This is a genomic window from Natrinema ejinorense (assembly GCF_002494345.1).
In the GTDB taxonomy this organism is placed as follows: Archaea; Halobacteriota; Halobacteria; order Halobacteriales; family Natrialbaceae; genus Natrinema; species Natrinema longum.
The window spans coordinates 774085-797893 of record NZ_NXNI01000001.1 but is presented as its reverse complement, the minus strand read 5'-3'; the positions used below and the strand labels follow the sequence as shown (position 1 = coordinate 797893).

General features: G+C 64.2%; 21 protein-coding genes. 6 read left to right on the top strand and 15 right to left on the bottom strand.

The window, feature by feature from the left end:
- Positions 1 to 3 precede the first annotated feature (3 nt).
- Positions 4 to 1548 carry an acyl-CoA carboxylase subunit beta gene (locus tag CP557_RS04080; protein WP_097381524.1) on the bottom strand — a complete coding sequence of 515 codons (1545 nt, stop codon included), beginning with the start codon at positions 1546 to 1548 and terminating at the stop codon, positions 4 to 6.
- Positions 1549 to 1899: 351 nt separating this feature from the next.
- Here CP557_RS04080 and CP557_RS04075 point away from each other — a divergent pair, with 351 nt between their 5' ends.
- Positions 1900 to 3252: a sodium-dependent transporter gene (locus tag CP557_RS04075; RefSeq protein ID WP_097378728.1), complete on the top strand. Its 1353-nt coding sequence runs from the start codon at positions 1900 to 1902 to the stop codon at positions 3250 to 3252.
- Positions 3253 to 3294: 42 nt separating this feature from the next.
- On the opposite strand, the gene CP557_RS04070 is transcribed toward CP557_RS04075, so the two are convergent.
- From CP557_RS04070 to CP557_RS04035, 8 genes are all read right to left on the bottom strand, one after another.
- Positions 3295 to 4029 (bottom strand): SDR family oxidoreductase, encoded by a 735-nt coding sequence (locus CP557_RS04070; RefSeq protein ID WP_097378727.1) that lies wholly within the window; start codon positions 4027 to 4029, stop codon positions 3295 to 3297.
- Between the two features lie 91 nt (positions 4030 to 4120).
- Positions 4121 to 4564 carry a response regulator gene (locus tag CP557_RS04065; protein WP_097378726.1) on the bottom strand — a complete coding sequence of 148 codons (444 nt, stop codon included), beginning with the start codon at positions 4562 to 4564 and terminating at the stop codon, positions 4121 to 4123.
- A 263-nt stretch (positions 4565 to 4827) separates the two neighbouring features.
- Positions 4828 to 5226, bottom strand: a complete 399-nt coding sequence (locus CP557_RS04060; protein ID WP_097378725.1) for a secondary thiamine-phosphate synthase enzyme YjbQ — start codon at positions 5224 to 5226, stop codon at positions 4828 to 4830.
- 134 nt (positions 5227 to 5360) lie between these two features.
- Entirely contained in the window at positions 5361 to 6395 is a 1035-nt protein-coding gene (locus CP557_RS04055) for a HEAT repeat domain-containing protein (RefSeq protein ID WP_097378724.1), read from the bottom strand.
- Positions 6396 to 6471: 76 nt separating this feature from the next.
- Positions 6472 to 8502 (bottom strand): SpoVR family protein, encoded by a 2031-nt coding sequence (locus tag CP557_RS04050; RefSeq protein WP_097378723.1) that lies wholly within the window; start codon positions 8500 to 8502, stop codon positions 6472 to 6474.
- The gene (locus CP557_RS04045; protein WP_097378722.1) at positions 8495 to 9823 is read right to left on the bottom strand and encodes a YeaH/YhbH family protein; all 1329 of its coding nucleotides are present in this window, start codon (positions 9821 to 9823) and stop codon (positions 8495 to 8497) included. The genes CP557_RS04050 and CP557_RS04045 overlap by 8 nt, the downstream gene beginning before the upstream one ends.
- Positions 9814 to 12099 (bottom strand): PrkA family serine protein kinase, encoded by a 2286-nt coding sequence (locus CP557_RS04040; RefSeq protein ID WP_097378721.1) that lies wholly within the window; start codon positions 12097 to 12099, stop codon positions 9814 to 9816. Before CP557_RS04040 ends, CP557_RS04045 begins: the two co-directional genes overlap by 10 nt.
- 1 nt (position 12100) lies before the next feature.
- Positions 12101 to 14173 carry a PrkA family serine protein kinase gene (locus CP557_RS04035; RefSeq protein ID WP_097378720.1) on the bottom strand — a complete coding sequence of 691 codons (2073 nt, stop codon included), beginning with the start codon at positions 14171 to 14173 and terminating at the stop codon, positions 12101 to 12103.
- Between the two features lie 527 nt (positions 14174 to 14700).
- On the opposite strand from CP557_RS04035, the gene CP557_RS04025 reads away from it, so the two are divergent.
- Both CP557_RS04025 and CP557_RS04020 read left to right on the top strand, forming a co-directional pair.
- A complete protein-coding gene (locus tag CP557_RS04025; protein WP_097381523.1) occupies positions 14701 to 15123 on the top strand; it encodes a DUF5820 family protein in 423 nt (140 codons plus the stop codon).
- Positions 15124 to 15277: 154 nt separating this feature from the next.
- Complete coding sequence (locus tag CP557_RS04020) at positions 15278 to 15724, top strand: UPF0179 family protein (protein ID WP_097378718.1); 447 nt, start codon at positions 15278 to 15280, stop codon at positions 15722 to 15724.
- A gap of 191 nt (positions 15725 to 15915) precedes the next feature.
- Here CP557_RS04020 and CP557_RS04015 read toward each other — a convergent pair whose 3' ends face one another.
- Together CP557_RS04015 and CP557_RS04010 are read right to left on the bottom strand one after the other, a co-directional pair.
- Complete coding sequence (locus CP557_RS04015) at positions 15916 to 18183, bottom strand: CDC48 family AAA ATPase (protein ID WP_097378717.1); 2268 nt, start codon at positions 18181 to 18183, stop codon at positions 15916 to 15918.
- Complete coding sequence (locus CP557_RS04010; protein WP_097378716.1) at positions 18180 to 18428, bottom strand: DUF7127 family protein; 249 nt, start codon at positions 18426 to 18428, stop codon at positions 18180 to 18182. Before CP557_RS04010 ends, CP557_RS04015 begins: the two co-directional genes overlap by 4 nt.
- 230 nt (positions 18429 to 18658) lie before the next feature.
- On the opposite strand from CP557_RS04010, the gene CP557_RS04005 reads away from it, so the two are divergent.
- Complete coding sequence (locus CP557_RS04005) at positions 18659 to 19456, top strand: alpha/beta fold hydrolase (RefSeq protein ID WP_097378715.1); 798 nt, start codon at positions 18659 to 18661, stop codon at positions 19454 to 19456.
- A 113-nt stretch (positions 19457 to 19569) separates the two neighbouring features.
- Here the strand turns inward: CP557_RS04005 and CP557_RS04000 are convergent, their stop codons facing one another.
- Together CP557_RS04000 and panB are read right to left on the bottom strand one after the other, a co-directional pair.
- Positions 19570 to 19767, bottom strand: coding sequence for a DUF7511 domain-containing protein (locus CP557_RS04000; protein WP_097378714.1), 198 nt, complete (start codon positions 19765 to 19767; stop codon positions 19570 to 19572).
- A gap of 209 nt (positions 19768 to 19976) precedes the next feature.
- The gene (gene panB, locus CP557_RS03995; RefSeq protein WP_097378713.1) at positions 19977 to 20789 is read right to left on the bottom strand and encodes a 3-methyl-2-oxobutanoate hydroxymethyltransferase; all 813 of its coding nucleotides are present in this window, start codon (positions 20787 to 20789) and stop codon (positions 19977 to 19979) included.
- A gap of 118 nt (positions 20790 to 20907) precedes the next feature.
- Here panB and CP557_RS03990 point away from each other — a divergent pair, with 118 nt between their 5' ends.
- On the top strand, positions 20908 to 21141 hold the full coding sequence (locus tag CP557_RS03990; RefSeq protein ID WP_097378712.1) for a DUF5822 domain-containing protein: 234 nt from the start codon (positions 20908 to 20910) through the stop codon (positions 21139 to 21141).
- A gap of 52 nt (positions 21142 to 21193) precedes the next feature.
- Here the strand turns inward: CP557_RS03990 and CP557_RS03985 are convergent, their stop codons facing one another.
- Positions 21194 to 21733, bottom strand: coding sequence for an HAD family hydrolase (locus CP557_RS03985; RefSeq protein WP_097378711.1), 540 nt, complete (start codon positions 21731 to 21733; stop codon positions 21194 to 21196).
- Between the two features lie 191 nt (positions 21734 to 21924).
- Here CP557_RS03985 and CP557_RS03980 point away from each other — a divergent pair, with 191 nt between their 5' ends.
- Positions 21925 to 22767 (top strand): hypothetical protein, encoded by an 843-nt coding sequence (locus tag CP557_RS03980; RefSeq protein ID WP_245852895.1) that lies wholly within the window; start codon positions 21925 to 21927, stop codon positions 22765 to 22767.
- A 54-nt stretch (positions 22768 to 22821) separates the two neighbouring features.
- On the opposite strand, the gene CP557_RS03975 is transcribed toward CP557_RS03980, so the two are convergent.
- Positions 22822 to 23757: a dihydrodipicolinate synthase family protein gene (locus CP557_RS03975; RefSeq protein ID WP_097378710.1), complete on the bottom strand. Its 936-nt coding sequence runs from the start codon at positions 23755 to 23757 to the stop codon at positions 22822 to 22824.
- Positions 23758 to 23809 lie beyond the last annotated feature (52 nt).

Here is a 23809-nt window from a genome sequence, read left to right as displayed (position 1 = left end):
TGACTACAGCGGGATGTTGCCGTGTTTCTTGTCCGGGTTCTGTTCGCGCTTGGTTTCGAGCATCTCGAGGTCGGCGATCAGCCGTGGCCGGGTTTCGGTGGGGACGATGACGTCGTCGAGGAAGCCCTTGTCCGTCGCGGTGTAGGGATTGGCGAACTCCTCGCGGTACTCGTCGATGAGTTCGTCGCGGAGTTCGTCGGGGTTGTCGGCCTCCTGAAGTTCCTCGCGGTAGAGGATGTTGACCGCGCCCTGTGGGCCCATGACGGCGATTTCGGCGGTCGGCCAGGCGTAGTTGACGTCCGCGCCGAGGTTCTTCGACGCCATGACGCAGTAGGCGCCGCCGTAGGCCTTCCGCGTGATGACCGTCAGCAGGGGAACGGTCGCCTCGGCGTAGGCGTAGAGCAGTTTCGCGCCGTGACGGATGATCCCGCGGTGTTCCTGGTCGGTACCGGGCATGTAGCCGGGGACGTCGACGAAGGTGACGATCGGGATGTTAAAGGAATCACAGAAGCGGACGAACCGCGAGGCCTTCATGGAGGCGTCGACGGTCAGCGTGCCGGCGTTGACGCGGGGCTGGTTGGCGACGAGCCCGACCGAGCGGCCGTCGAGGCGGCCGAAGCCGACGACGATGTTCTGGGCGAAGTTGTCCGCGACCTCGAAGAAGGATCCCTCGTCGACGACGCTATCGATGACGTCGGTCATGTCGTAGGGCTTCTGCGGGCTCGGCGGGACGATGTCCGTGAGCGCGTCGTCGCGCCGGTCGGGGTCGTCCCAGGGCTCGACGCGCGGTGGATCCTCGACGTTGTTCTGGGGGAGATAGGAGAGGAGCCGTTTGATGTCGTCGAGTGCCTGCTCCTCGCTCTCGCAAGCGAACTGAGCGACGCCGGTCTTGTTGGCGTGGGTCATCGCGCCGCCGAGTTCCTCGTGGGTGACCTCCTCACCGGTGACGGTCTTGGTGACGCCGGGGCCGGTGATGTACATGTGGCTGGTGTCTTTGACCATGAAGATGAAGTCGGTGATCGCCGGGGAGTAGACGGCACCGCCGGCACACGGCCCCATCGTCGCCGAAATCTGGGGGACGACGCCGCTGGCTTCCTGATTCCGGCGGAAGATTTCGGTGTAGCCCGCGAGGCTCTTGACGCCCTCCTGAATCCGGGCTCCAGCGGAGTCGTTGAGCCCGATGACGGGCGCGCCCACCTCCATCGCCATGTCCATGACCTTGCAGACCTTCTCGGCGAAGACCTCGCCGAGCGACCCCCCAAAGACCGTGAAGTCGTGGGCGAAGACGAAGGTGGTCCGCCCGTTGACCTCGCCGTAGCCGGTGACGACGCCGTCGCCGGGGACCTTCTTCTCCTCCATCCCGAACTGGCTCGTCTGGTGGGTCCGGAGCTGGTCGAACTCCGTGAAGGTGCCGTCGTCGAGGAAGTAGTCGATCCGCTCGCGGGCGGTCATCTTCCCCTTGTCGTGTTGCTTCTCGATTCGCGCCTCGCCGCCGCCTTTCCGTGCCTCTTCGCGGAGTTCCTCGAGTTCGTCGATGCGGTCCTCCATCGTCATAGGGAAACCCTCCCGTGGCGACTCATTGGCCGTGGAAACGGCCACCGGAATAAAAAACGTTCTGTAACTCGTATTATTTCCCATGAGGGTTCGGGTGTTGTCGTATCACATGGGGAAGCGGCCGAACGGCGGCAGTTCTGTTCGGGTGGGCTCGAGAGCGCAGTTCGAACGAATCGGTATCACCGACGTGTGGAACGCGACCGTTGTAGACGGGTAGTCCGCGATCTACCTTTCGATTCGTGAACAAATACGGCGCGAATACTGACAAATGACACTGAAAGAGAAGCATACCGTGTATAGTCGTCGAATGTAAGGTTTTAAGGCATGCTGAGAATGGGTTAAACTATGGCACAACGCGAATCATGGGCGACACGAACAGGCTTTATCCTGGCTGCAGTTGGGAGTGCAGTTGGATTAGGAAACATCTGGCGGTTCCCGTATCAGGTGGGTGAACAGGGTGGCGCGGCGTTTCTATTTATATACCTCGCGCTAATCGTCATGGTCGGCTTCCCGGTCATCCTCGTCGAATTCGTCGTCGGCCGGAACACGGAGCGAAATCCCGTCGGTGCGCTCAAACGGCTCGGTACCGGCGCGTGGACGAAAATCGGCTGGGTTTTCGTCACGGCCGGCTTCGTTATCCTCTCGTACTACAGCGTCGTCGCCGGCTGGACGCTTCGATACGTCCTCATCGGCTTACAGGGCAACTACACCGCCGACAGTGCGCCCGACCAGTTCGGCGCGGTCGCATCCGGACTCGACGCCGTCGTTCTGCACGCCGTCTTCATGGCTGCAGTCATCGCGATCGTCGCACTCGGCATCGAGCGCGGGATCGAACTCTCGGTCAAACTAATGGTGCCAGCGATCATCGTCATCTCCCTCGGACTCGCCGCATACGTGTTCACGCTCGATGGAGCCGCTGACGCGTACGCCTACTACCTCTCACCGGAACTCAGCACGATTACCGCCGAATGGACGACCATCCTCCCGGCGGCCGCCGCACAGGCGTTCTTTACCCTGTCGCTCGGGATGGGCGTGATGATCACGTACGCGTCGTATCTCGGCGAAGACCGAAATCTCGCATCGGACGCCGGCATCATCGCCGGCTTGGACACGTTCATTGCCTTCACTGCCGGTCTCATCGCGTTCCCGATCCTGTTTGCGGCGGGGATCGAACCCGGTGCGTCCGGCCCGGCGCTGATCTTCGTCAGTCTCGCCGCCGCATTCGCTGAACTACCCTTCGGCGGACTTCTCGGGGCGATCTTCTTCGGAACCGTCGCCATCGCCGCGCTTTCGAGCGCGATCAGTATCATGGAGGTCGTCGTCTCCTATCTGATCGACGAGCAGGGTATCGACCGCCTCCCCGCGACGGTCGCGCTGGGCGTCGCCATCTTCCTCGTCGGCGTGCCGGCCGCCCTCGACCTCATTTTCATCGATCTCTACGACGGCTTCGCGAACAGTATCCTGCTCATGCTCGGTGGCCTCTTGCTGTCGATCTTCGTCGGCTGGGTCATTCCGGACCTCGCGCTCGAGGAGATCAGCAAAGGCATCAAAAACGTCGGCTCCCTCGGGTCGGCATGGGTCTGGTTCGTCCGGGTTCCCGTCGTCATCGCGCTGATCGCTCTGGTCGCGCTGAACGCGTGGGACTACTACGGGTTCCTGACCGGTGGCTTCGCCGAGTGGTTGAGTACGAACTTCTAGCGGGCACGACCGGTCGATATTTTCCGGGCAGCCCCGGTCCGATCAGGCCTCACCGTACACCGGTACCGCAGCACCGCTCGTCACCGCGGCCCCATCGCTACAGAGGAACGCGATCACGTCCGCGATCTCGAGGGGGTCGACCCACGAGTCGTGATCGGCGTCGGGCATCATTTCGCGGTTCATCGGCGTATCGATCACGCTCGGCATGACGCAGTTCGCGCGGACGGTCCCGCGGTTCTCCTCGGCTACCGTCTCCGTCAGCAGCCGGATGCCGGCCTTCGTGATCCGGTAGGGGCCGTCGCCGGCGCCGCCCTCGAGCGAGGACCGGGCACTGATGCTGACGATCGACCCCTCCGTCTCCTGGAGGTGTGGCAAGGCGTGTTTGGACGCCAGAAAGGCCGTTTTCAAGTTGACGTCCACGAGCAACTCGAACTCCTCGAGATCGGTGTCCTCGACGTGATCGCCGCCCCGCCACGTCCCGGCGACGTTCAGCAGGTGGTCGATCCGGCCGTGGTCGTCGACGACGGTCGTCATCAGGTCGGCCACGTCGTCCTCGTCGGTCAGGTCCGCCTCGTAGAACGCGAGATCGGATTCGGCGGCGGGATCGGGCTCGAGCAGGCTGTCTTCCTCGTCGGGCGCGATCACGTCGACGGCACAGACCGTCGCACCCGCCTCGAGAAATCGTTCGACGGCGCCGCTGCCGAGTGCGCCACTCGCGCCGGTGATCACTGCGACGGTTCCGTCGAAGTCGACATCGAACGCAGTCGGAACTGCCATGCCCTAGGGTGTGCGCTCCGATCGCATCAAAGACGGGGGCTGTCGAGGTCGGGCACACGACGGAGAGCGAACCGAACCGACGGAGCCGGTCCTACGAATCGGTCGGCAACTCGGCTCGTTCGAACCAGAAGTCCGCGATCGCGTCGACCAGTTCGGTATACCCCGCCGGATCGGAGGGTTTTCTGAGGGAAGCGTTCGCCGCGAGTTCGTAACTCTCGTCGACGTTCTCGCGGGTCGGCGACCGCGTCAAGACGAGCACGGGAAGCCGTTCGAGTTCCGGCTCGTCGGTCAACGCTTTGAGAACCTCGAGGCCGGACATCTCCGGCAGATCCATGTCTAATAGGACGAGGTCCGGGACCGACGGTGGCTCGCCGTCGTGGTCAGTGAACTGTGCCAGCGCTTCGTTCCCGTCAGTCACGACGTGGAGTGACGTTTCGATGGCTAGCTCGTCGAACGCCTCCCGGATCAACCGGACGTCCGCGTCGTCGTTCTCGATGAGCAGCACATCGACCGAATCGGTCCCTCGACCGCTCATGGGGGGCTCACGACTGACAAGCGTGTGGTGGGGTCATCCAATGCGACACTCGCCTTCACCTAGTCAGGAGACCCGGTTAAGCCTACTTACTAAGTGGTTTGGAACCTGCGGACAGAACCCCGTCTCGAGGCCCCAACGTGGTCGCGTCTCGGGGTATTGCGGTATCCGAACCGAACGGACGACTCGCTGACGTTCAACCGACTCCTCCCCCGCGGGGTAGAAGACCGATTTCCCTCGGTTCGCGAGCGCGTGTTCACCCACCGTTACGGACGATTTTCGCCGACGGTCGTCACGGACACCGTCCGCGTTCGCGGGCCGTCACACTCGACGAGCAGCACCGACTGCCACGTTCCCAGCGCCAGCTCGCCGTCCGCGACCGGAACCGTCACGTCCGGGCCGACCAGCGACGCGCGGAGATGCGAGTCCGCGTTGCCGTCCAGTTCGTCGTGGGCGTGGCCCTCGTCGGGAACCACATCCCGCAGGAACGACTCGAAGTCGCCACGGAGCCGCGGTTCGGCTTCCTGAACGACGAGTCCGGCCGTCGTATGCTGGACGAACGCGGTACAGATCCCCGCCTCGAGGCCGTCGGGGACGGCCGCGGCGATGCGATCGGTTACGTCGACGGTCGTCAGCCGTGACTCGGTCGTGACTGCAAACGACATGCTCGAGGGGACGACCGCACGGATAGAGTCGGTTCCGGTTTTCCTCGGATATCGGCGCGGTTAGGAAAGACGGCTCATACGGTCTGCTGTAACGATGTACCCGCGCAACCGCGAACCGCCGTGTGGGTGCGCCGTTACTGACTGACAGTCGTCCGTGTCAGTGCCCATTCGGCGCGGTCGCGGACGTTCGGGGCCGGATCGTCGCTCGCGAGCGCCCGCAGTCGTGGCGCGGCCGCGTCGACGCGCCCGTTCCCGAGCGCGATGCAGGCGTTTACCCGGACGTGAGGATAGTCGTCCGCGAGCAACTCACAGAGCTGGTCGCGAACCGGCTCGAGTGCGGATTCGATCCCGTCGGCGACCCGTGCGAGGGTCATCGCGGCCATGGCCCGCGTATCCGGGTCCGAACAGGACAGCGAAGCCCCGAGGGACCCACAGACCGGCTCGACCGCGGCTGGATCGTGGTCGGCCACGTCGCCGAGGCAGCCGATCGCGTCGTGTCTGAGCGCCGTTTCGTCGTGATCGACGAGCGTGGCAGCGTGCGTGACGAACTCCCGGGACGGTAACTCTCCCTCGGATCGCACGAACCGACCGAGCGCTCGGAGCGCCGGCGTCCCGTTCTCGACCGGGTTCACCGCCAGCGCATCGGTGAGAACCGGGACCGCCGGCCGGATCGCCGCCGGGTCAGCCGTCGAGACGTGTGCCAGCACTTCCAGTCCGCCGTGATCGAAGCCGCGTCGTTGCTCCAGTATGTCGACGATCGCCGTCGTATGGTCGGCCACGACATCCGGTCGCTCGGCGGCGACGGCGGCGAGACACCGAAGGAGTTGCCGCGTCTCCGGGCGATCGGTTCGGTCGGCGGCAACGGCAACGATCGCCGCGGTCGATGGTGCGACATCGGTCGGCGCTTCGGCCGCCAGATCGGCGAGACAGGCCGCGATCTCCTCGTGAAAGTCGAGCCCCGGGCGCTCGAGGAGCGCGCGGAGTTTCGGAACCGTCGGAACGCACGCCCCGGCCAGTCCTCGTTCGTCGATCGCTGTTCGGATCCGACGGACCGCGGCTCGCTGCTCCGTCGGAGCGGGATCGTCGAGTTGTGCGAGGACTGCCGGCAGGTCGAATCCCGCTACTCCCCCGCCCTGCTGCTCGAGGCCCCCGCCCCCATCCACATCCATCGTGTCCCGTGCATGGGTGATAGCCATCAAAAGGGTTCCGGCCAACGGCGGTGGGAAAGGAGTGCTTGAAACGCGATCAGGCGAGCCACTCTTCGGGTTTCGTGTCGTAATCGATGTCGTCGGCCGAGAGGTGTTCGACCTCCTCCCAGGGCACGTCTTCGGTCGTGACCGTCTGACCGTCGTATCGGATCAGTTTGCCTTGCTCTTCCGGTTCGGGCTCGCGATTGCGGCGCTTGGCGACTTCGATGTCGTGTTCGTCGACCTCCTTGACGATGGTCAGCAGGTTCACCGGGCGGCCCCACAGTTCGAAGATCCGCTTGAGCGTCTCCGTGGCCTGCCCCAGATCGAGCATGACGCCGTTGTACTGGTGGCCCAACAGGAGTTCGTTCGCGTTGTTGTAGTTGCCGTCGTAGACCGCGATCGTCGGCTTCCCGAAGTTGGTAAACTGCAACAGCAGCTTCTTTTTGACGTCTTCGGCCGCGTCGCTGGCGACGTGGAACTGCCCGGTCGCCTGCGAGTGTTCGTAGGTGAAGTAGTTGTTCTCCGTAATGAACTCCTTGGTGAGGAACTCGTCGAGGAAGGTCACGTCGTTGTGGCTCTCCCGGACGTCGAACATCCGATCCCAGCCGGCGGTGAATTCGATGTCCTCGAGTGCCTCCTCGACCGACGAGTACCGCGCGTCGTCGAAGAGGTAGCGGCCGATCCGCTCGAGTTCGTTCTGATTGACGCGTCCGAGGAAGCCGCGGTGTTGGCGCTTGACCAGCGAGTAGTGTCGCCGGGCCAACCCCTCGTAGGTCAGGACTTTCCAGGGATACGTTTCGACGTCTATCTCGCCCTCGAGAGCCCGCTCGAGTGCCTCGTGGTCGACCCACTTCTCGGGCATCTCCTCGAGTCGCCCGAGCGTCTCGGGCGTAATCGTCTCGATCGCCGCCGGCGGCTCGAGGATCTCGAGGACCGCATCGAAGTCGACGACATCGATGAGATTGCGCCAGGAGATGCCCTCGACGCGCAACAGCGCCTCGAGGACGGCCCGACGGTTCGTCGTGTTCTCGACGTACTCCCACAGCTCCATCCCGAGGCTGTAGGGGTTGAGGCCGCCCGACGCCAACACCTTCGCCATGTGGTCGGCGTAGTTGAGGAACTCGTCGTCGCCGGCGAAGACCTCGTCGGTCATCATCGTCGACTCCCAATAGGCGGCCCAGCCCTCGTTCATCACCTTCGTCATCTTCTGGGCGGCGAAGTAGTAGGCCTCCGCCCGCATCATGTCGAGGATGTCGCGTTGCCACTCCGTCATCTCGACCGCTCGTCCGGCCTCCTCGTCGTACTGCTTGCCGTGCTCGCGGACGAACGCCAGCACGTCCTTCTGGGGCTCTTCGGGAAAGCTCGGGGCGATGTCTTCTTCCTCGAGTTTGTCGAGCCACTCCTCGGTGAACACCTCGCCTTTGATCTCATCGGAGAGCTCGAGTTCGTCGAGTTGCTCGGCGAGGTCGCCGTCGATCTCCGTGCCCGCGGGCCCGTCGACGTCGAGTCGCCGGCTGAACACCTGATGCTGGTCGATGTTATCCTCGAGGGTCAGGCAGTGGTCGATCCACTTCTCGACCTCGGCGCGGTCGATGTCGGGATCGGACATGTACTCGTCGATCGCCCGTGCGTGACGCTCGAGCATGGCGGCGGCGTTGACCTGCTCTTCGTCGGCGCGCCCGCTGGTGAACATGCCGAACCAGTCGTTGTTCGCGAAGAAGTCCGAGTGGGCTTCGACGTGGGTGATGACTGCCTTCTGGTCGGCGATCGTATTCGACTCCTGGAGGAACGCATGGGCGGGGTTGTCGTTGTTGACGATCTCGAAGGCCTTCCCGCCCGCGTACTGGCCCTGCTTTTGTTGCTTGTCGTACTGCATTCCCCACCGCCAGTGGGGGTAGCGGCTCTGGAACCCGCCGTAGGCGATGAGTTCGTTCATCTCGTCGTAGTCGATGATCCAGTACTTCACCGGATAGGGCTCGAGGCCGAGCTTCACCGCGAGGTTCCGTGCCTCGTCGACCGGCTCCTCGAGATCGCTGGCAATCGCCTGTTTGCGGAATCGGTCCGCGTTCGAATTTGAGTTACTCATCGGTCTCACTCTCCGTCGAGAGGATGTCGTAGATCGCGTCGGTCACGTCCGCCTCGCCGTTGACGTAGGCCACCGCGACGTCCTCCGCGTCGGTCCCGAAGTGGCGCTCGAGTTCCTCGGCGTGGGTGGCGTTGATCGCGTTCCCGCTGGGTTGTGTCTCTACGTAGGCGTGGAGGTTCGCCGGAATCTGCTCCATCATCGGGATCACGCGCTCCTCGGTGTCGTTCGAGGAGTTCTCCGAGTCGCCCGCGGCGAAGACGTATCGGTTCCAGTCGGTCCAGGGGTACTCCTCCAACAGTTCGGCGGCGAGTTCGTACGCACTCGAGATCTTGGTGCCGCCGCCGCTGCGGATGCCGAAGAACTCGTCGCGCTCGACCTCCCAGGCGTCGGCGTCGTGGGCGATGTAGACGAACTCGGCGTTGTCGTACTTGCCCTGCAGGTACCAGTCCAGCGGGGTGAAGGTCCGTTCGACGAGTTCGCGTTTCTTCTCGCGCATCGAACCGGAGACGTCGCGGATGTTGACGACGACGACGTTCTTCTCTTTCTCCTCGATGATCTCGGGGTGACGGTAGCGCTCGTCCTCGCGGCGGAAGGGGACGTGGTCGATCCCCTCGCGGCGGATTTTCTGCTGGACGTCCTCGCGCTCGACGTTCGCTTCGACCGCCTCGATCGACGCCCACGTCCCGCGTTCTTCGGCCGGAATATCGTCGTAGGCCTCCTGGATCCAGGCCATCGAGACGGGGAGGTTCTCGCCGCGGGCCCACTCGAAGACCTCGCGGGGCTCGATCCCCTCGACCTTGCAGAGTTCCCGCAGGAACTCCTCGTCGAAGTCCATCGCGAGCTTGCGCTTGAGCCCCTCTTTGAACATCCGCTCGAAGTCGAGGGTGCTGTTGGGGCCGGTTCGGGTGAGGTCGGTAAACGGCCCTTCCTTCTCCTCGACGACTTTCTTACCCTTCGGGTCGAGGTCGAGCCCGAGTTCCTCGTCGAGTTCCTCGGCGAACTCCTCGGGATCCATCTCGTAGTACTCGTGGTCGCCCCCCTCCTCGCCGGGCTCGCCGTCCTCGCCGTCGTCGTCGCCCGGCTGGGGTTGGGGCTGGCCGACCGGCTGGCCGGCATCGGGCGTGCCGTCCTCGCCCTGGCCGACGCCGCCCTTGTCCCGCTGGTCGTACTCGAACTCCGGCAGCGAGACGATCTTCACCGGGATCTTGATCTCGCCCGGCCGGCTCTGGCCGAGGTCCCCGTACTGGATGAAATCGGCCAGATCCTCGCGGCGCTGTTCGCCCACCTCGCGGAATCGCTCGAGGTCGTCTCTCAGTCCCATCGGTAGCTCACCTGTCCCATGACGTGTCTGCTGGTTAGTTCGGCGGACGCTTCGGAGTAGCCAAAGAGGTTCACCATCGTCTCGATGGTGTTTTCCTTGACCGCCGCCGTTTCGGTCCCGCTCGGCGGGTCGCTCCACTGTCGCGGATCGAAGTCCTCGAAGGTCCGCTCGATGTCGTCCCAATCGTGGCTCTCGAGGACCGTCTTGATAACCGGGATCGCCGTGAGGTCGACGTCTTCGACGGCGAAGTCCTCGTCCCGGTGCTCCCAGGCGTGGCGGTTCAGCGAGGTGATGACCTTCTCGCGTCTGAAGTTCCGGACGCTCTCGCGGGGGTGATTCCCTTCGTACTCAGCTTCGGAGAACCGGCCCAGATGCTCGATCTCGAACAGCTTCATCGTCAGCGGATCGGGTTCGACGCGCTCGCCGCGGTCGTTGTACAGCGGTTCGTCGGTCTCCCAGGCGTAGACGTGTTCGACGTACTCGGCGACGGTCTCCTCGTCGACGCGTTTGTCGTGCATGATGGCCTCGATGACGTCGCTCTCCTGTTGGTCGTAGATGTAGTTTTTCACGGGGACGACTCGGTTCTCGAACTCCGAGCGCTCGCCCGTCGAGAAGACCGGCGCGTCGATCAGTCCCTCGACCATGGCGTTCAACACGTCGCGGGGCATAACGACGTCCTCGACCGAGAGCTCGGCGTGGTGGCGATCCCGATCGGCCTGCAGGAGTTCAGCGAGCGTATCCCGCGTATACGTGACCGGAATCCCGTGATCGCCGTCGTCGCCGTCGTCGTCGAAGTCGAACTCGTCCTTTTCGCGGCGAGTATCACCCTCCTGGAGGTAGCCCTGATCGTAGATCAGTGCCTTGTCGACGAGATCCAATCCGTTCGGGAGATCCTCCTCGTCGAGTCGCGTCACGACCGCGTACAGCGCAGCCGCCTCGATGGCGTGGGGCGCGAACTCCTGGACGCGCGCCTCGCCCTCGCGACCCTTGACCGTCACCGTCACCGGTGCACGGATCCGATCGGCCAGTTCGTCGTAGGTGTCGGCCTCCCAGACCGCCATCTCGTTGGTGAGCTCACGCCGGATGAGCTCCGTCTCGAGGCTCAGCGTCGTCAGGTAGCCAAAGCGGTGTTTGTCCAGCCGGCGCTTGAGCGCCTTCAGCGGGTCCATCCCGTTGCGGTCGGCGTGTTGGTTGAGCTGGGCCTCCAGATCGGGGTTCGAGATGATCAGCATCTGGGTGTCGACGTCCATCCCGATCCCCTTGTCGAGTTTCACCGATTGCTCGTCGGGGACGTTCAGCAGCTTCTGGAGCAGGTCGGCGTGCTGGGCCGCGTCCTCGACGATCGTGAGGACGCCGTTCCCCTGCGAGAGGACGCCGTCGTAGCTAAACGCCTGCGGGTTCTTCCGGCCCCGCGAGTCCAGTTCCTGGAGCATCCCGTGCATCCACGAGCCGACGAGCCGTTCCTTCGGCGGGCCGTCGTCTTCGGAATGCAAGACGCCGACGCCCTGGCCCGTGTCGACGACGTAGTTTTTCACCCGGAGGTGGCTCTCGTCGGTGATCGCCGAGAACAGTTCCTCCTCGCCGTCCCGGCGATAGCGCTCCTCGAGGAAGTCGTAGGCCTCCCGGGAGAACGGGTCGAGCTCCGCATCGACCTGGACCGGAACGTGGTCGTCGAGGTCGGCGTTGAGTCGCTCGAGCAGGTCCTTGCGGACGCTCTCGGGGAACACCGACAGGGGGTGGGCCTGGACGGGGCTTTCGTACCAGTGCTGGTCGTCGCTCGCGGTGGCGTCGCCGCCGTAGCTCAGCCCGCGCTCGCCGGCCTCGGCGGTCGTGACGTTCCACTCGACCGTGTATCGACGCCCCTCGGGGGTCTTCGAGTACTCGCGCAGTCCGTTGACCAGACAGCGCTTGAGTTCCGATTTGCCCGTCGCCGTCGGTCCCTCGAACCAGATGATCTTCTCGTCTTTCGCCCGCCCTGCGGCGATCGAGCGCAGGTCGTCGACGAATCCGTTGAGCACCTCGGTGTTGCCGAGGATCGCGTGTTCGCCGTCGTTGTGCGGATCGTCGAAGAAGCGATAGCGCTCTTTCTCCTCGCCTTCCTCGACGACGGTGCGCGTTCCGGCGGCCTCGATCGCCTCGAGCAGGTACTTCGAGGCGTGGGAGCCGATCGTCGGCTGCTCGAAGAGCCGATCGACGTACGCCGCGAGGCTCATCGGTTCCTCGTAGGTCTCCTCGAGTGTGCGATCCGCCTCGGAGACGTAGTCGTGTCCGGTCATGTTAGTCTTCCATCTCGGCTTTGGCGACCTCCGCGCCGGCGAACTCGAGCACCTCCTTGGCTCCACCTTCGGAGTACCCCTGTTCGATCAGTGCGTCGATCCACGCGGAGCGTTCGTCGTCGTCGAACTCGTTGGCGCTGACCAGCGCGGAGAAGTTGATGTTGTGCTTCTTGTCCTCCCAGAGCTTGCGCTCGAGAGCACGGCGCAGGCGCTCGTTGTCCTGGGGATTGAACGCCTCGCCCTCGCGGGCGCGTCGGGAAACCCAGTTGCTCACTTCCTGTCGGAAGTCCTCCTTGCGGTCCTCGGGGATGTCGAGTTTCTCCTCGACCGACCGGAGGAAGGTCTCGTCGGGTTCCTGCTCGCGGCCCGTGAGTTCGTCCTCGATCGTGTCGTCGTCGATGTAGGCCATCACGTGGTCCATGTACTTCTCGCCCTGCCGTTGGATCTCGTCGATGTCGTAGGCCAAGGCGTGGCGGACGTCCTCGATGGCGCGTTCCTTGTACTCCTCGCGGACCGTCTCGAGGTAGCGGTAGTACTTCTCGAAGTTGTCTTCGGGAATCGAGCCGTGGTGCTCGAGGTTCTCCTCGAAGAAGTTGAACACCGTCAGCGGCGAGAGGAACCCGCGCTGGCGGTGTTTCGAGTCCATGATCGCCTCGGCGATCTCGTCGCCGATGAAGCGAGGCGAGATCCCCACCATCCCCTCGCCGATCTCGGCTTTCGCGGCGGCTTCGTCGCGAAGCTTCTTGATGTCGATGTCGTCGCCTTCGTCGATCTCGCCGTTGTACGCTTTCGCCTTCGAGAGCAGCCCGACGGTCTCGGTGTCGGGTTCCTCGATGCGCGTGAGGACACCGAACAGCCCCGCCATCTCCAGGGTGTGTGGCTCGACGTTGATGTCGGGGACGTCGGCGTTGTTCAGCATCTTCTCGTAGATGTTGGCCTCGTCTTCGTAGGAGAGGACGTAGGGGAAGTCGATCCGCTTGGTGCGGTCGTTGAACGCTTCCATCTTCTCGTCGCCCTTCTTGTCCTTGTACTCGGGCATGTTGGTGCGGCCGACGATCACCTGGTCGATGTCGATCCGGGGGTTGTTCTTGGGCTTGATCGTCTGTTCCTGGGTCGCGTGCAGGAAGTCATAGAGGAACTCCCGCTGGAGTTTGAGCAGCTCCTCCCCGGAGAAGATACCGCGGTTCGCGTTACAGAACGCCCCCGAGTAGTCGAAGGCTCGCGGGTCGCTCTCGCCGTAGATGGCGATCTTCGAGTAGTTGACGTCGCCGGTGAGTTCGGTCTCGTCCTGGTTCTTCTTGTCTTTGGGTTCGAAGGTCTCCAGCCCCTGCCGTTTGTTCTCGTCGGCGACGAAGCGGACGATCTCGACGTGGTTCTCCAGGACCTGTTGGAGGTCGTCGTCGTAGTACGCCAGCAGCCGATCCATGTAGAACTCGCTTTCGGGGTCCAGGGACTGCTCGTTTTGAATCGTGTACGGGGCGTCCAAGTTCTCGTTGAGATCGTCGATGACCCGCTGGCGCTGCGCGAGGGGGAGGAGGACGAGCGGATCCTGGTTCATCGGTGACCGGACGGTGTCGTCGGCGGGGTCCTGATCCTGAATGACGTCACAGAGGTTGATCCACCGGAAGGTGTACATCCGGCCATCGTCCCGGAGCGTGTAGTCCTCGAAATACGTACGGACCTGCTTGTCGAAGTGGGATTTCCCCGACCCGACCGGACCCAGAAGGAGCTTGATCCGGCGCTCGGGCCCGAGTCGGCGGGCTCCCGATTTCACCTTGTTGACGAACTCGTGGATCGACTGATGAATTACCTTCCCGTAGAAGGTGTTCTCGCCGTCGTTCAACGGATCCTCGCTCGCGAGCTGGTACTCGACCATGCCCTCGGTCTCGTCGTAGGTCGTCCCGTAGTAGTCGAACATGTCCGCGACGCGCTGATGGGCGTTGCGGGCCACCTTCGGGTCCTCGTAGACCTCCTCTAGGTACCAGTCGAAGGACTTGGTCTCCCGCAGGTCTGCGGGCATCGATTCCTTGTAGTCCGTACTGAGCTGCTCGAGTGTTTCGATATCACCGGTCATGGTATCGTTGGTTGCGGGGGTCCCCCCTCTTCGGTGTAGTCGTTCGACCAGCCGTGGCACCACGTGGCCGAACCGTCGGAATCCGTCGCCTCGCGTCACCCGGCGTGAACGCGCAGTACTCGTCGGTCTCCTCGAACGGGCGTCCGAGGAGCGTAACCCAATCGCGGGCGGCGTATTGTCGTGTCATATGCCGTTTCTCACCACGTGACGTTGCGCGACACCCCTCGAGGTCTCGAGCAACGATGCGCCGGGGACGGGCGCGGAGTGGATCGGTCCGGCAAACGGATACCGATAGTATTTAATGAGTGAGTAATCCAGCCACTTAACCTTAGCCCCAAAAGGTATTTACCAGAATTTCATTCCGGCCCGACAATTGCAGAATAATGTATTGATGTAGTGTAACATGCACCACATTCGATGGACGCGGGCATAAGTTGCCGGCCTGCAGCGTCCACGTCGGCTCGCGCGCGCTGTCGACCGGCTGCGGTGACGACGGGAATTTACGGTCGGCGGTCGTACGGACGGCCATGTCGGACCCGGCGACAAACGACGGCGTGGACCGCTCGAGGCTACCCGATGGCTGGACGGTCTGGAGCGAGGGCGAGCACGGACGACTCGTTCTCGCGTACCGCCCGGACGTCTTCGACGGTGGGGAGTTTCCCGCGGCGTGTTTGCCCACGCTGTATCTGACCCACGGCAAGCGGACCCGCCGCCCCGGCGTCAACCCCGCCGATACCGCCGACGCCGAGGACTGGTTCGTCACCCTCTATCTCGAGCCGGACGTCTCGCTTGACGAGACGCTGCGGTTCCCGACGCGGGGGGCGGCACTCGAGCGGACCGTGGAACTCGCGCGGGCGTTCGACGACGGCGAGATCGCGTATCGAGAGCTGTATCAGGTCCCCCGTGAGGCGTACTTCGATCGGCTCGACGAACTCACGGGCGGCGAGTGATCCGAGTCGTCTCCGTCGACAACGTCGTCCGTGAGGGACAGGAAGGCGGCCCCGCCGGTCGACACGAGATGCGACTCTGACGATCAGCGAACGATACGGTCGTGACGGCCGGCGGGACGTGACGCTTAACCGCCGGTGGCAACTACCGGGAACCATGTCGACCGTTACGCTCATCGGCTCTCGGCTGGCCGAACCGGGAACCGAGTTCGTCTACGAGGGCGAAGCCGACGCCTGTGCCGGCTGTCCCTACCGTAGCCAGTGTCTCAACCTCTCTCAGGGGACGAAATACCGCGTTACGTCCATCCGCGAGAACGCCCAGACCCTCGAGTGTGCCATCCACGACGGCGGGGTTCGCGCCGTGGAGGTCGAACCGGTCACCGCGCGTGCGAACATCACCTCGAAGGGCGCGTTCGCCGGCAGCAAAACGAGTCTTCCCGGTCCCTGTCCCTACGTCGAGTGTCCGAGCCACGAGTACTGCGAACCCGACGGCATCGAGTTCGACGAGGAGTATCGCATCGAAGCGATCATCGGCGAGCCGCCACACGAGGTCTGTCACCTCGATCGGTCGCTCGAACTGGTCGAACTGAATACCGACGACTGAAACGGGCTGCTGTCCCGGCGCACCCGCGGATCCGATCGCTCGAGGCTGTCACCGAAAGACGGCTAAGCCGCCGCTGTCGGGAGTGAAGCCGGTGAAAAATCGCGTGTAAGCGACCGATCTCGTCCTCGAGGCAGTCTCCTCGCTCGTGGCGTCAGCCGGAACCGTTTCCCGTGACCGAACGGACCGACCGGTTACTGGAAGGTCCGACCGAGCTGTTCGTCCTGTCCCTCACCGGGTTCGGCCTGCTGGAGTTTTTCTTCGAGTTCCTCGTACTCCTCGCGGGTTTCGGGGGTGACGCTCGGCTTGACTTCCTCGAGCGCGTGTTCGAAGTGCTCGCGGCCGATGCGGACGTTTCCGAGGGTCTCGTTCATGTCCTCGGGGTCGACCGAGTTGATGAACTCGCGGCTGGCGGCCATCGAGGCCTCGCGGCAGACCGCCTCGATGTCGGCACCGACGTAGCCCTCCGTCTTGCCCGCGAGCCACTCGAGGTCGACGGACTCGGCCAGCGGCTTGTCGCGGGTGTGGACGTCGAAGATCTTCTTGCGACCGTCCTCGTCGGGAACCGGCACGTGGACGTGGCGGTCGAGGCGACCGGGTCGCAGCAGGGCGCTGTCGATCAGGTCCGGCCGGTTGGTCGTCGCGATGACGACGACGTCCTCGAGCTCCTCGAGCCCGTCGAGCTCGGTCAGGAGCTGGGAAACGACGCGTTCGCCGACGCCGGAGTCGCCCTGGCGTTGGCCGCGTTCGCCCGCGATCGAATCGATCTCGTCGAAGAAGATCACGGTCGGTGCGTTCGACCGGGCCTTCTCGAAGACCTCGCGGACGCCCTTCTCGGACTCGCCGACGTACTTGTTCAGCAGCTCGGGGCCCTTGATCGAGATGAAGTTCGACTGGGCCTCGTTGGCGACGGCCTTGGCGAGCAGGGTCTTCCCGGTGCCCGGCGGACCGTACATGAGGACGCCTTTGGCGGCCTGCATGTCCAGTTGCTCGAACACGTCGGGGTAGTCGAGTGGCCACTGGATCGTCTCGCGGAGTCGCTCTTTGGTGTCCTCGAGGCCGCCGACGTCGTTCCAGGTGACGTCGGGGACTTCGACGAAGACCTCCCGCATCGCGGAGGGTTGGATGCCCTTGAGCGCCTCCTTGAAGTCACCTTCAGTGACCTGCAGGGACTCGAGGACGTCGGCGTCGATCTCCTGGGACTCGAGGTCGAGGTCGGGGCGGATCCGCCGGAGCGCGTTCATCGCGCTCTCGCGGGCCAGCGACTCGAGGTCGGCTCCCACGAAGCCGTGGGTGTTGGAGGCGTAGTGCTCGAGGTCGATCCCCTCGTCGAGGGGCATCCCGCGGGTGTGGACCTGCAGGATCTCCTTGCGGCCCTCCTTGTCGGGGACGCCGATCTCGATCTCGCGGTCGAATCGGCCACCACGCCGGAGCGCGGGATCGATGTCGTCGACGCGGTTGGTCGCCGCGATGACCGTCACCCGGCCCCGTTCCTCGAGGCCGTCCATCAGGCTGAGCAGTTGGGCCACGACGCGTCGTTCGACGTCGCCGCCGGCGTCCTCGCGCTTGGCTGCGATGGAGTCGAGTTCGTCGATGAAGACGATCGCGGGGGCGTTCTCCTCGGCCTCTTCGAAGACCTCACGGAGCTTCTCCTCGCTCTCGCCGTAGTACTTCGACATGATCTCCGGGCCGGAGATCGTCTCGAAGTGGGCGTCGATCTCGTTGGCGACGGCCTTGGCCATCAGGGTCTTCCCGGTTCCCGGCGGGCCGTGCAGGAGGACACCCTTGGGCGGCTCGATGCCCAGCTGCTGGAACAGCTCGGGGTGGCGCATCGGCAGTTCGATCATCTCGCGAACCTGGTCGAGTTCGTTGTCCAGGCCGCCGATGTCCTCGTAGGTGACGTTCGGGACGCCGTCGGCGGAGGCGGGGCCGCCGGAGCTCACCTGCTCGGCGGGCGTCTCGGAGACTTCGATGTTCGTCGAGTCCGTAATGACGACGGTACCCGACGGCGAGGTGCTCGCGATCTTCAGCGGAACCGACTGACCGGAACTGGCCATCGGCCCAAAGGAGAGCGAGAACGGGACCGTCTGCCCCTCAGTGACGGCCTGTCCGCTCAGCTTGTCGCGAACGAGCGGACCGATGTCGCCGCGGATCCGCAGGTTCTGTGGGAGTGCGACGGTAACCGATTTGGCGGGTTTGACGTCCGCCGGTTCGATACTGACGTTGTCGTCGATCCCGACGTCGGCCTCCTGACGCAAGCGGCCGTCGATGCGGACGATACCGCGTCCCTCGTCTTCGGGGTAGCCGGGCCAGACGCGAGCGACGGCCTGTCCGTCGCCGTTGCCCGAGATAACGACGTAATCTCCGTTCTCGAGGTCGAGCTCGGTCATCGAGACGCGGTCGATCGCGGCCAGTCCGCGACCCGCGTCCTTTTGCTTTAGTGGTTTTACAGTAAGTTTCATCGGTCTTCCTCCAGTTCGATAGTGAGAACGCCGTTTTTCATAAACGTGTGCGCGTTCTCGGTATTCGCAGGGAGATCGATCTCGTGTTGGTCGTCAGCGAGGACGACGATAACCGTATCGTCGACGAGATCGACCGAGGCGTCGGCCGCGTCGGTACCGAAGTCGACAGCCATCACCGTGCTGTCGTCGTACTCGTACCGACGGGCCACCTGCCCCTCTTCGGGGGTGAATTGGTCGAGAGTCATGCTGTAACTAACCCAAAGTAAGCACCAAGAGCATATAAATCTTTCGCAGGCTGATCGCACGAGGGAACGGTAGTCGATACGAAGCTGATTGTTCGTGGTTCACAGTGGATTCGCGGGCAGCTATGCGGAGATAGCGACCGTTGGATCGGAAGGATCGTATCCTCGTTGCTGGCGTGTTCCGGTCGCAACTGTCTCGAGTCTTTATACCCGCCCCGGTCGTGAGACTCCGTATGGAGACGGTATCACAGCACGGTCGAGAGACGGCATACGACGTCGTTGATCGAGGTGGTGAGGGCCCCCCGATCTGTTGCGTTCACGGGAGTGGGAGATCGGGAGAGATGTGGAACGGACAACGGGCGCTCGCAGAGACCCATCCGATCGTCACGATCGATCTCAGCGGTCACGGCCGGTCGGACGATATCAACGCAAGCGCCGGATACACGACGTTGTCGGCGTACGCCGACGACGTACTGGCCGTCGCGGAGGCGACGGACGCGGAGATCCTCGTCGGAAACTCGCTTGGCGGTGCCGTCGTCCTGCAGATCCTGCTCGAGCGTCCGTTCGATCCCGAAGCAGCCGTGCTGACGGGAACCGGCGCGCGACTCGGCGTCCTGGACGATCTGTTGGCGTGGCTCGAGTCCGACTTCGAGCGGGCCGTCGAGTTCCTGCATGGCCCGGATCGACTCTTCCACGACCCCGATCCGGAGATCCGGGAGCGATCGATGGAACGGATGGTCGACTGCGGACAGGCGGTCACACGTCGGGACTTCCTGACCTGCCACCAGTTCGATGTCCGCGATCGTGTCGACGAGATCGACACTCCCACGCTCGTAGCGTACGGGGAGTACGATCAGCTGACGCCGCCGTGGTTTCACGAGTATCTCGCCGACGAAATCCACGATGCCGGGCTGGCCGAAATCGAGGACGCGGCACATCTGGCGATGATCGAGCAGTCTGCAGCGTTCAACGGAATCGTCGAGGAGTTTCTGTCGGGACTCAATGCCGATCGGAACCGAGACTGGTACTAGACTGTGCGGAGGCGACCGAGCCGTTCCCGCGGCTGACGGGCAGTATCAACGCGGGTCGATCTCCAGTGCCCTCACGGTAGACTTCCGAGCGACGGACAGCCACCGTCGGCGGGTTACCTGCTCCCCTCGAGAGCGACGAACGAATCGGCGGTTGCCGCGATCCACTGCGTCGATGTCGCGTCTTCGCCGACCGCTCGCGGGAAGATCGTACAGACTGCGATGTCGGCCCGTTCGACGGTCACGTGTTGTAGCCCCGAGGCGTGATCGGCCTCCGAGTCGCGGTCGCAGGTGTTCCTCGATGAGTGTGACATGGTATCGGTTTCCGCCGTTCAGTTTCGTTTTATGCCTGCATGTCATATAAATACTGCCACTGAACGCAGAATGGAATTATATACTATATTATTTCCCTAGTATTCCGTGTTCGTGACGGGATCGCCGAACGGGTTCACTGCCGGGGCGATACCAGCCCGATCGAACCGGCTTTCCAGGCCGGAGACGATGCTCTGCTCCGACCCTCGGCTCAGTAGATCTCCTCGAGGTCGCTCTCCTCGTGGCTGTGTTCGTCAGCGGGGAACTCGCCGGATTCGACCGCCGAGACGTACTCGCCGACCGCGGATTCCATCTCCGCTCGGACGTTCCCGAACTGTTTCGAGAACGACGGCGACCACTCGCTGAGCCCGACCGCGTCGTCGACCACGAGCACCTGTCCGTCGCAGTCCGGGCCGGCACCGATCCCGATCGTCGGGATCTCCAGTGCCGTCGTCACGTCGGCCGCCAGGTTCGACGGCACGTGCTCGAGGACGAGCGAGAACGCGCCGGCCGCCTCGTGGGCCTGTGCTAACTCGAGGATGCGTTCGGCGGCCTCCTGGTCCGTCCCCTGTCGGGGATAGCCACCGTACTGGTTGACGTGCTGGGGCGTCAGCCCGAGGTGGCCCATCACGGGAATCCCGAGTTCGACCAGCTTTTCGGTCAGATCGACGGTATGGGGTCCACATTCGAGTTTGACCCCGTGAGCGTCCGCCTCTTTGAGCATCCGGCCGGCGTTCTCGATACTCGCTGCCTCGTCGACGCCGATCGAGAGAAACGGCATGTCGGCGACGACGAGCGCATCGTCGGTCGCCCGTGCGACGGCGCCGGTATGACGGGCCATGTCGTCGACGGTCACCGGAAGCGTCGTCTCGTACCCCAGGCTGGTGTTGCCGAGGCTGTCCCCGACGAGAATAATGTCGACGCCGGCCTCGTCGACGATCGACGCCGTGGGTGCGTCGTAGGCCGTCAGCATCGTGATCGGTTCCTCGCCCGCTTTCGCCCTGATATCCCGCACGCTAGGCATACCCACAGGTTAGTCTCCGGCGATTAAACGTCGTTGTTCTTCGACCGCCGTCGATCCAACCGCGTTCCCCTCGCGGCGACTCGGCGCGCTTAAGACGAATGGACCGCCATACACGGACGTGCCAGAACCTGTCGAGACGAGTTCGCCCGACGGGGTCGACTACGGCTGGGTAATGCAGACGACGTTCGTCGCAACCATCATCGTCGGAGCACCGCTGGTCGCCGTGCTGTCGACGACCGCGACCCTGCCGACCTGGGCCGATCGCGCCGAGTTCGCGATCCGGATCGGTGCCCCCGTCTGGTTAGCTACGTCTCTGGTCGTGTTCGCCTACGCGAAACGAAAACGGACGTGACAGATTCGACTACCGTGCCGAACCCGACCGTCCGCGATCGCGCTCGAATGTTTCAAACGCCCGACGGACCGTCGCCAACGAACTCGAAGTCGACACCAGCTCGTTGTGCCGTCCGCCGATCCCGCTCGGAATCCCCGATGAAGAGGGCCCCCTCCGGCTCGACTCCGAGTCGACGAACCGTCGCGAGCAACGGCTCCGGATCGGGCTTCCACGTCCCGACCGTGTCACGCCCGACGACGGCAGCCACTGCCGGCGCGAGCGCGTGTTCCTCGAGCGCGATCCGGCAGGCCCGCTCGCAGTTCAGCGAGCAGACGCCCGCCGGCAGCGCTCGCTCGAGAAGTTCGTCGGCGTGCGTGAGCCGAGTCGAGGTCCGTGCCCCCCTGTGTTCGTGGGCGGCGATCGCTGACTCGACCTCGGCAGCCAGTCCGACGTCGGACGCGGTCTCGAGCATCCCCCAGAGTCCGTCGCCGGGCGGCTCGACGTTCGCACGCTCGTAGACGGCGGAGACGTCGACGGCGACGGCGTTCCAGTCGACGTCGAGATCGACGAGGGTCCCATCGAGATCGTAGACGACTGCGTCGTACTCGGTCACGACTGTGGATACGAGCGACACCGGAATAGGAACTTCGGTCGCGACACCGACAGGCCGATCGATCGGTTGTCCGACCCGGAGACGACCGTCGGCTCGCCGATCCGGAACCGGCCGATTTCGTCACCGACGCCTACGAGGTTCGCAACCGCGAGTTCCGAGCGCGATGGTTCCGGTATCAGGATCCCTCGGTCGTGTTCGAACACGACGATCGGCTCTCCTACGACGATCTCTGGGGGCGGTTGGTGCGGGACGCCGTCAACGTTCCCGCGATGGACCTCGAGTGGCAACTCGTCCAGTACGTCGACTGGTGGCTCGACCTCTTCAACGCCGACACGGGCGCGGCTGTCGAAAAAACAACGGCCCAGCCCGGGATCCACGTCCTCGCGGGGTCGTTCGATCCCGACGAGATCGAAGCCCACCTCGAGGACGATTCGAACGGCGACGTGACCGCCGACGGGACGACACGCGGGTTCGATCTGTACACGCTCGGGAGCTCCAGGTTCGCCGTTCGGGACGATTGCCTGGTACGAACGCTCGGCAGCCTCTGGATCGACCCCGATGCGGTACTCGAGTACGTCCTCGAGGCCCGCTGGGCGCGGACCGAGGAGGGCGGGACCGATGGCGGTCGCCGGTGGGCCGACGACGAACGCGCGGGCTCTCTCCTCGCCGAGCGCGGGTCGGGCCAGTTCGCGGACGGGGCCGTCTTCCCGCCGCGGGACCCGATCGAGGAACCGGCTTACGACTGGGAGTGGCAAACCGGGCTGGTCGGCACGGCGCGGTCGCTCGCGGTCGACGGCGCGACGACCGAACTCACCGATGTCGTCCACTACGAGTCGGCCGACGACGCCGATCTCGAGGCGCTACGGGAGTTCGTCGACACGAACCGCGACGTCGACGACGACGCCTTCCCCACGCTCGAGGAGTATGCGGTCGAGCGATCGGACGACGCCGGATCCGTCCTCGTGCTCACCGGGACGGCGCGAACGAGCGCGATCGTCCGTTCGCCAGGACCGAATATCAATCGTAACGACTGAAACGATTTACACGCCGATCGCACAGTCGTCGCGCGGTCGGGTGTGCAGCGGCCGTCAGTGGCTCCCATCGCGCCCGTCGAGAACGCCATCGAGGTCCGCGAGGCGCTCCCGAAGTTCAGCGGCGGAGTCGTCGTCCTTGAGCCGGAGGGGACTCCGCAGCGGGCCGACATCGAACTCCCGCATCCGGAGTGCGGTCTTGACGCCGGACATGTACGCGCCGCCGGTTTTGAACGCGTCCCGAACGTCGAAGATCGTACTCTGGAGTTCCTGGGCGCGATCCTCGTCGCCGTCGGTGAAGGCCTCGTAGCACTCGACGACGAGCTCCGGGAACGCGTTGGCGACGGCGCTGACCGCGCCCGAACAGCCGATTTCGAGCCCGGTAAAGATCAGCGAGTCCGAGCCCGCGAGGAAAGTCAACTCGGGGTTGCGGTCGATCGCCTGTGCGAGCCAGGGGACGTCCTTGCTCGAGTCTTTGACGCCCACGACGACGTCGCGTTCGGCGAGTTCGGCGAGGGTCTCGAGTGGCAGTTCGTTGCCGGTCTTGCTCGGGATGTGGTAGACGTAGACCGGGAGGGAGACGGCGTCGGCGACGCGGCGATAGTGCTCGAGGGTCCCCTCGCGATCCAGCGGGTAGTAGTAGGGCGTGACGACGACGAGTCCGTCCGCGCCGACCGACTCGGCGTGTTCGGCGTGGGCGACGGTCCGGTAGGTACTCGGCGCGCCGACGCCGGCGATGACCGGGACCTCGTCGCCGACTTCCTCGACGACGGCCGTGACGACCCGGTCGCGCTCGTCGCCGGACAACAGCGGAAATTCGCCGTTGGTCCCGAGCGGGAAGACGCCGTGGACTCCCCGGTCGACGACGAATCGGGCGTGGTCGGCGGTGCGGTCGTAATCGACGGACTCGTCCTCGTGAAACGCGGTGACGGTCGGCGGGACGACGCCACGAAGCGACAGCGGATCGGCAGCGCCGGGGTCCTGATCGACCATGGGAACCGTCCACCGGGCACGAACAAAAAACGTCGCCCGTCAGACGGTCCGC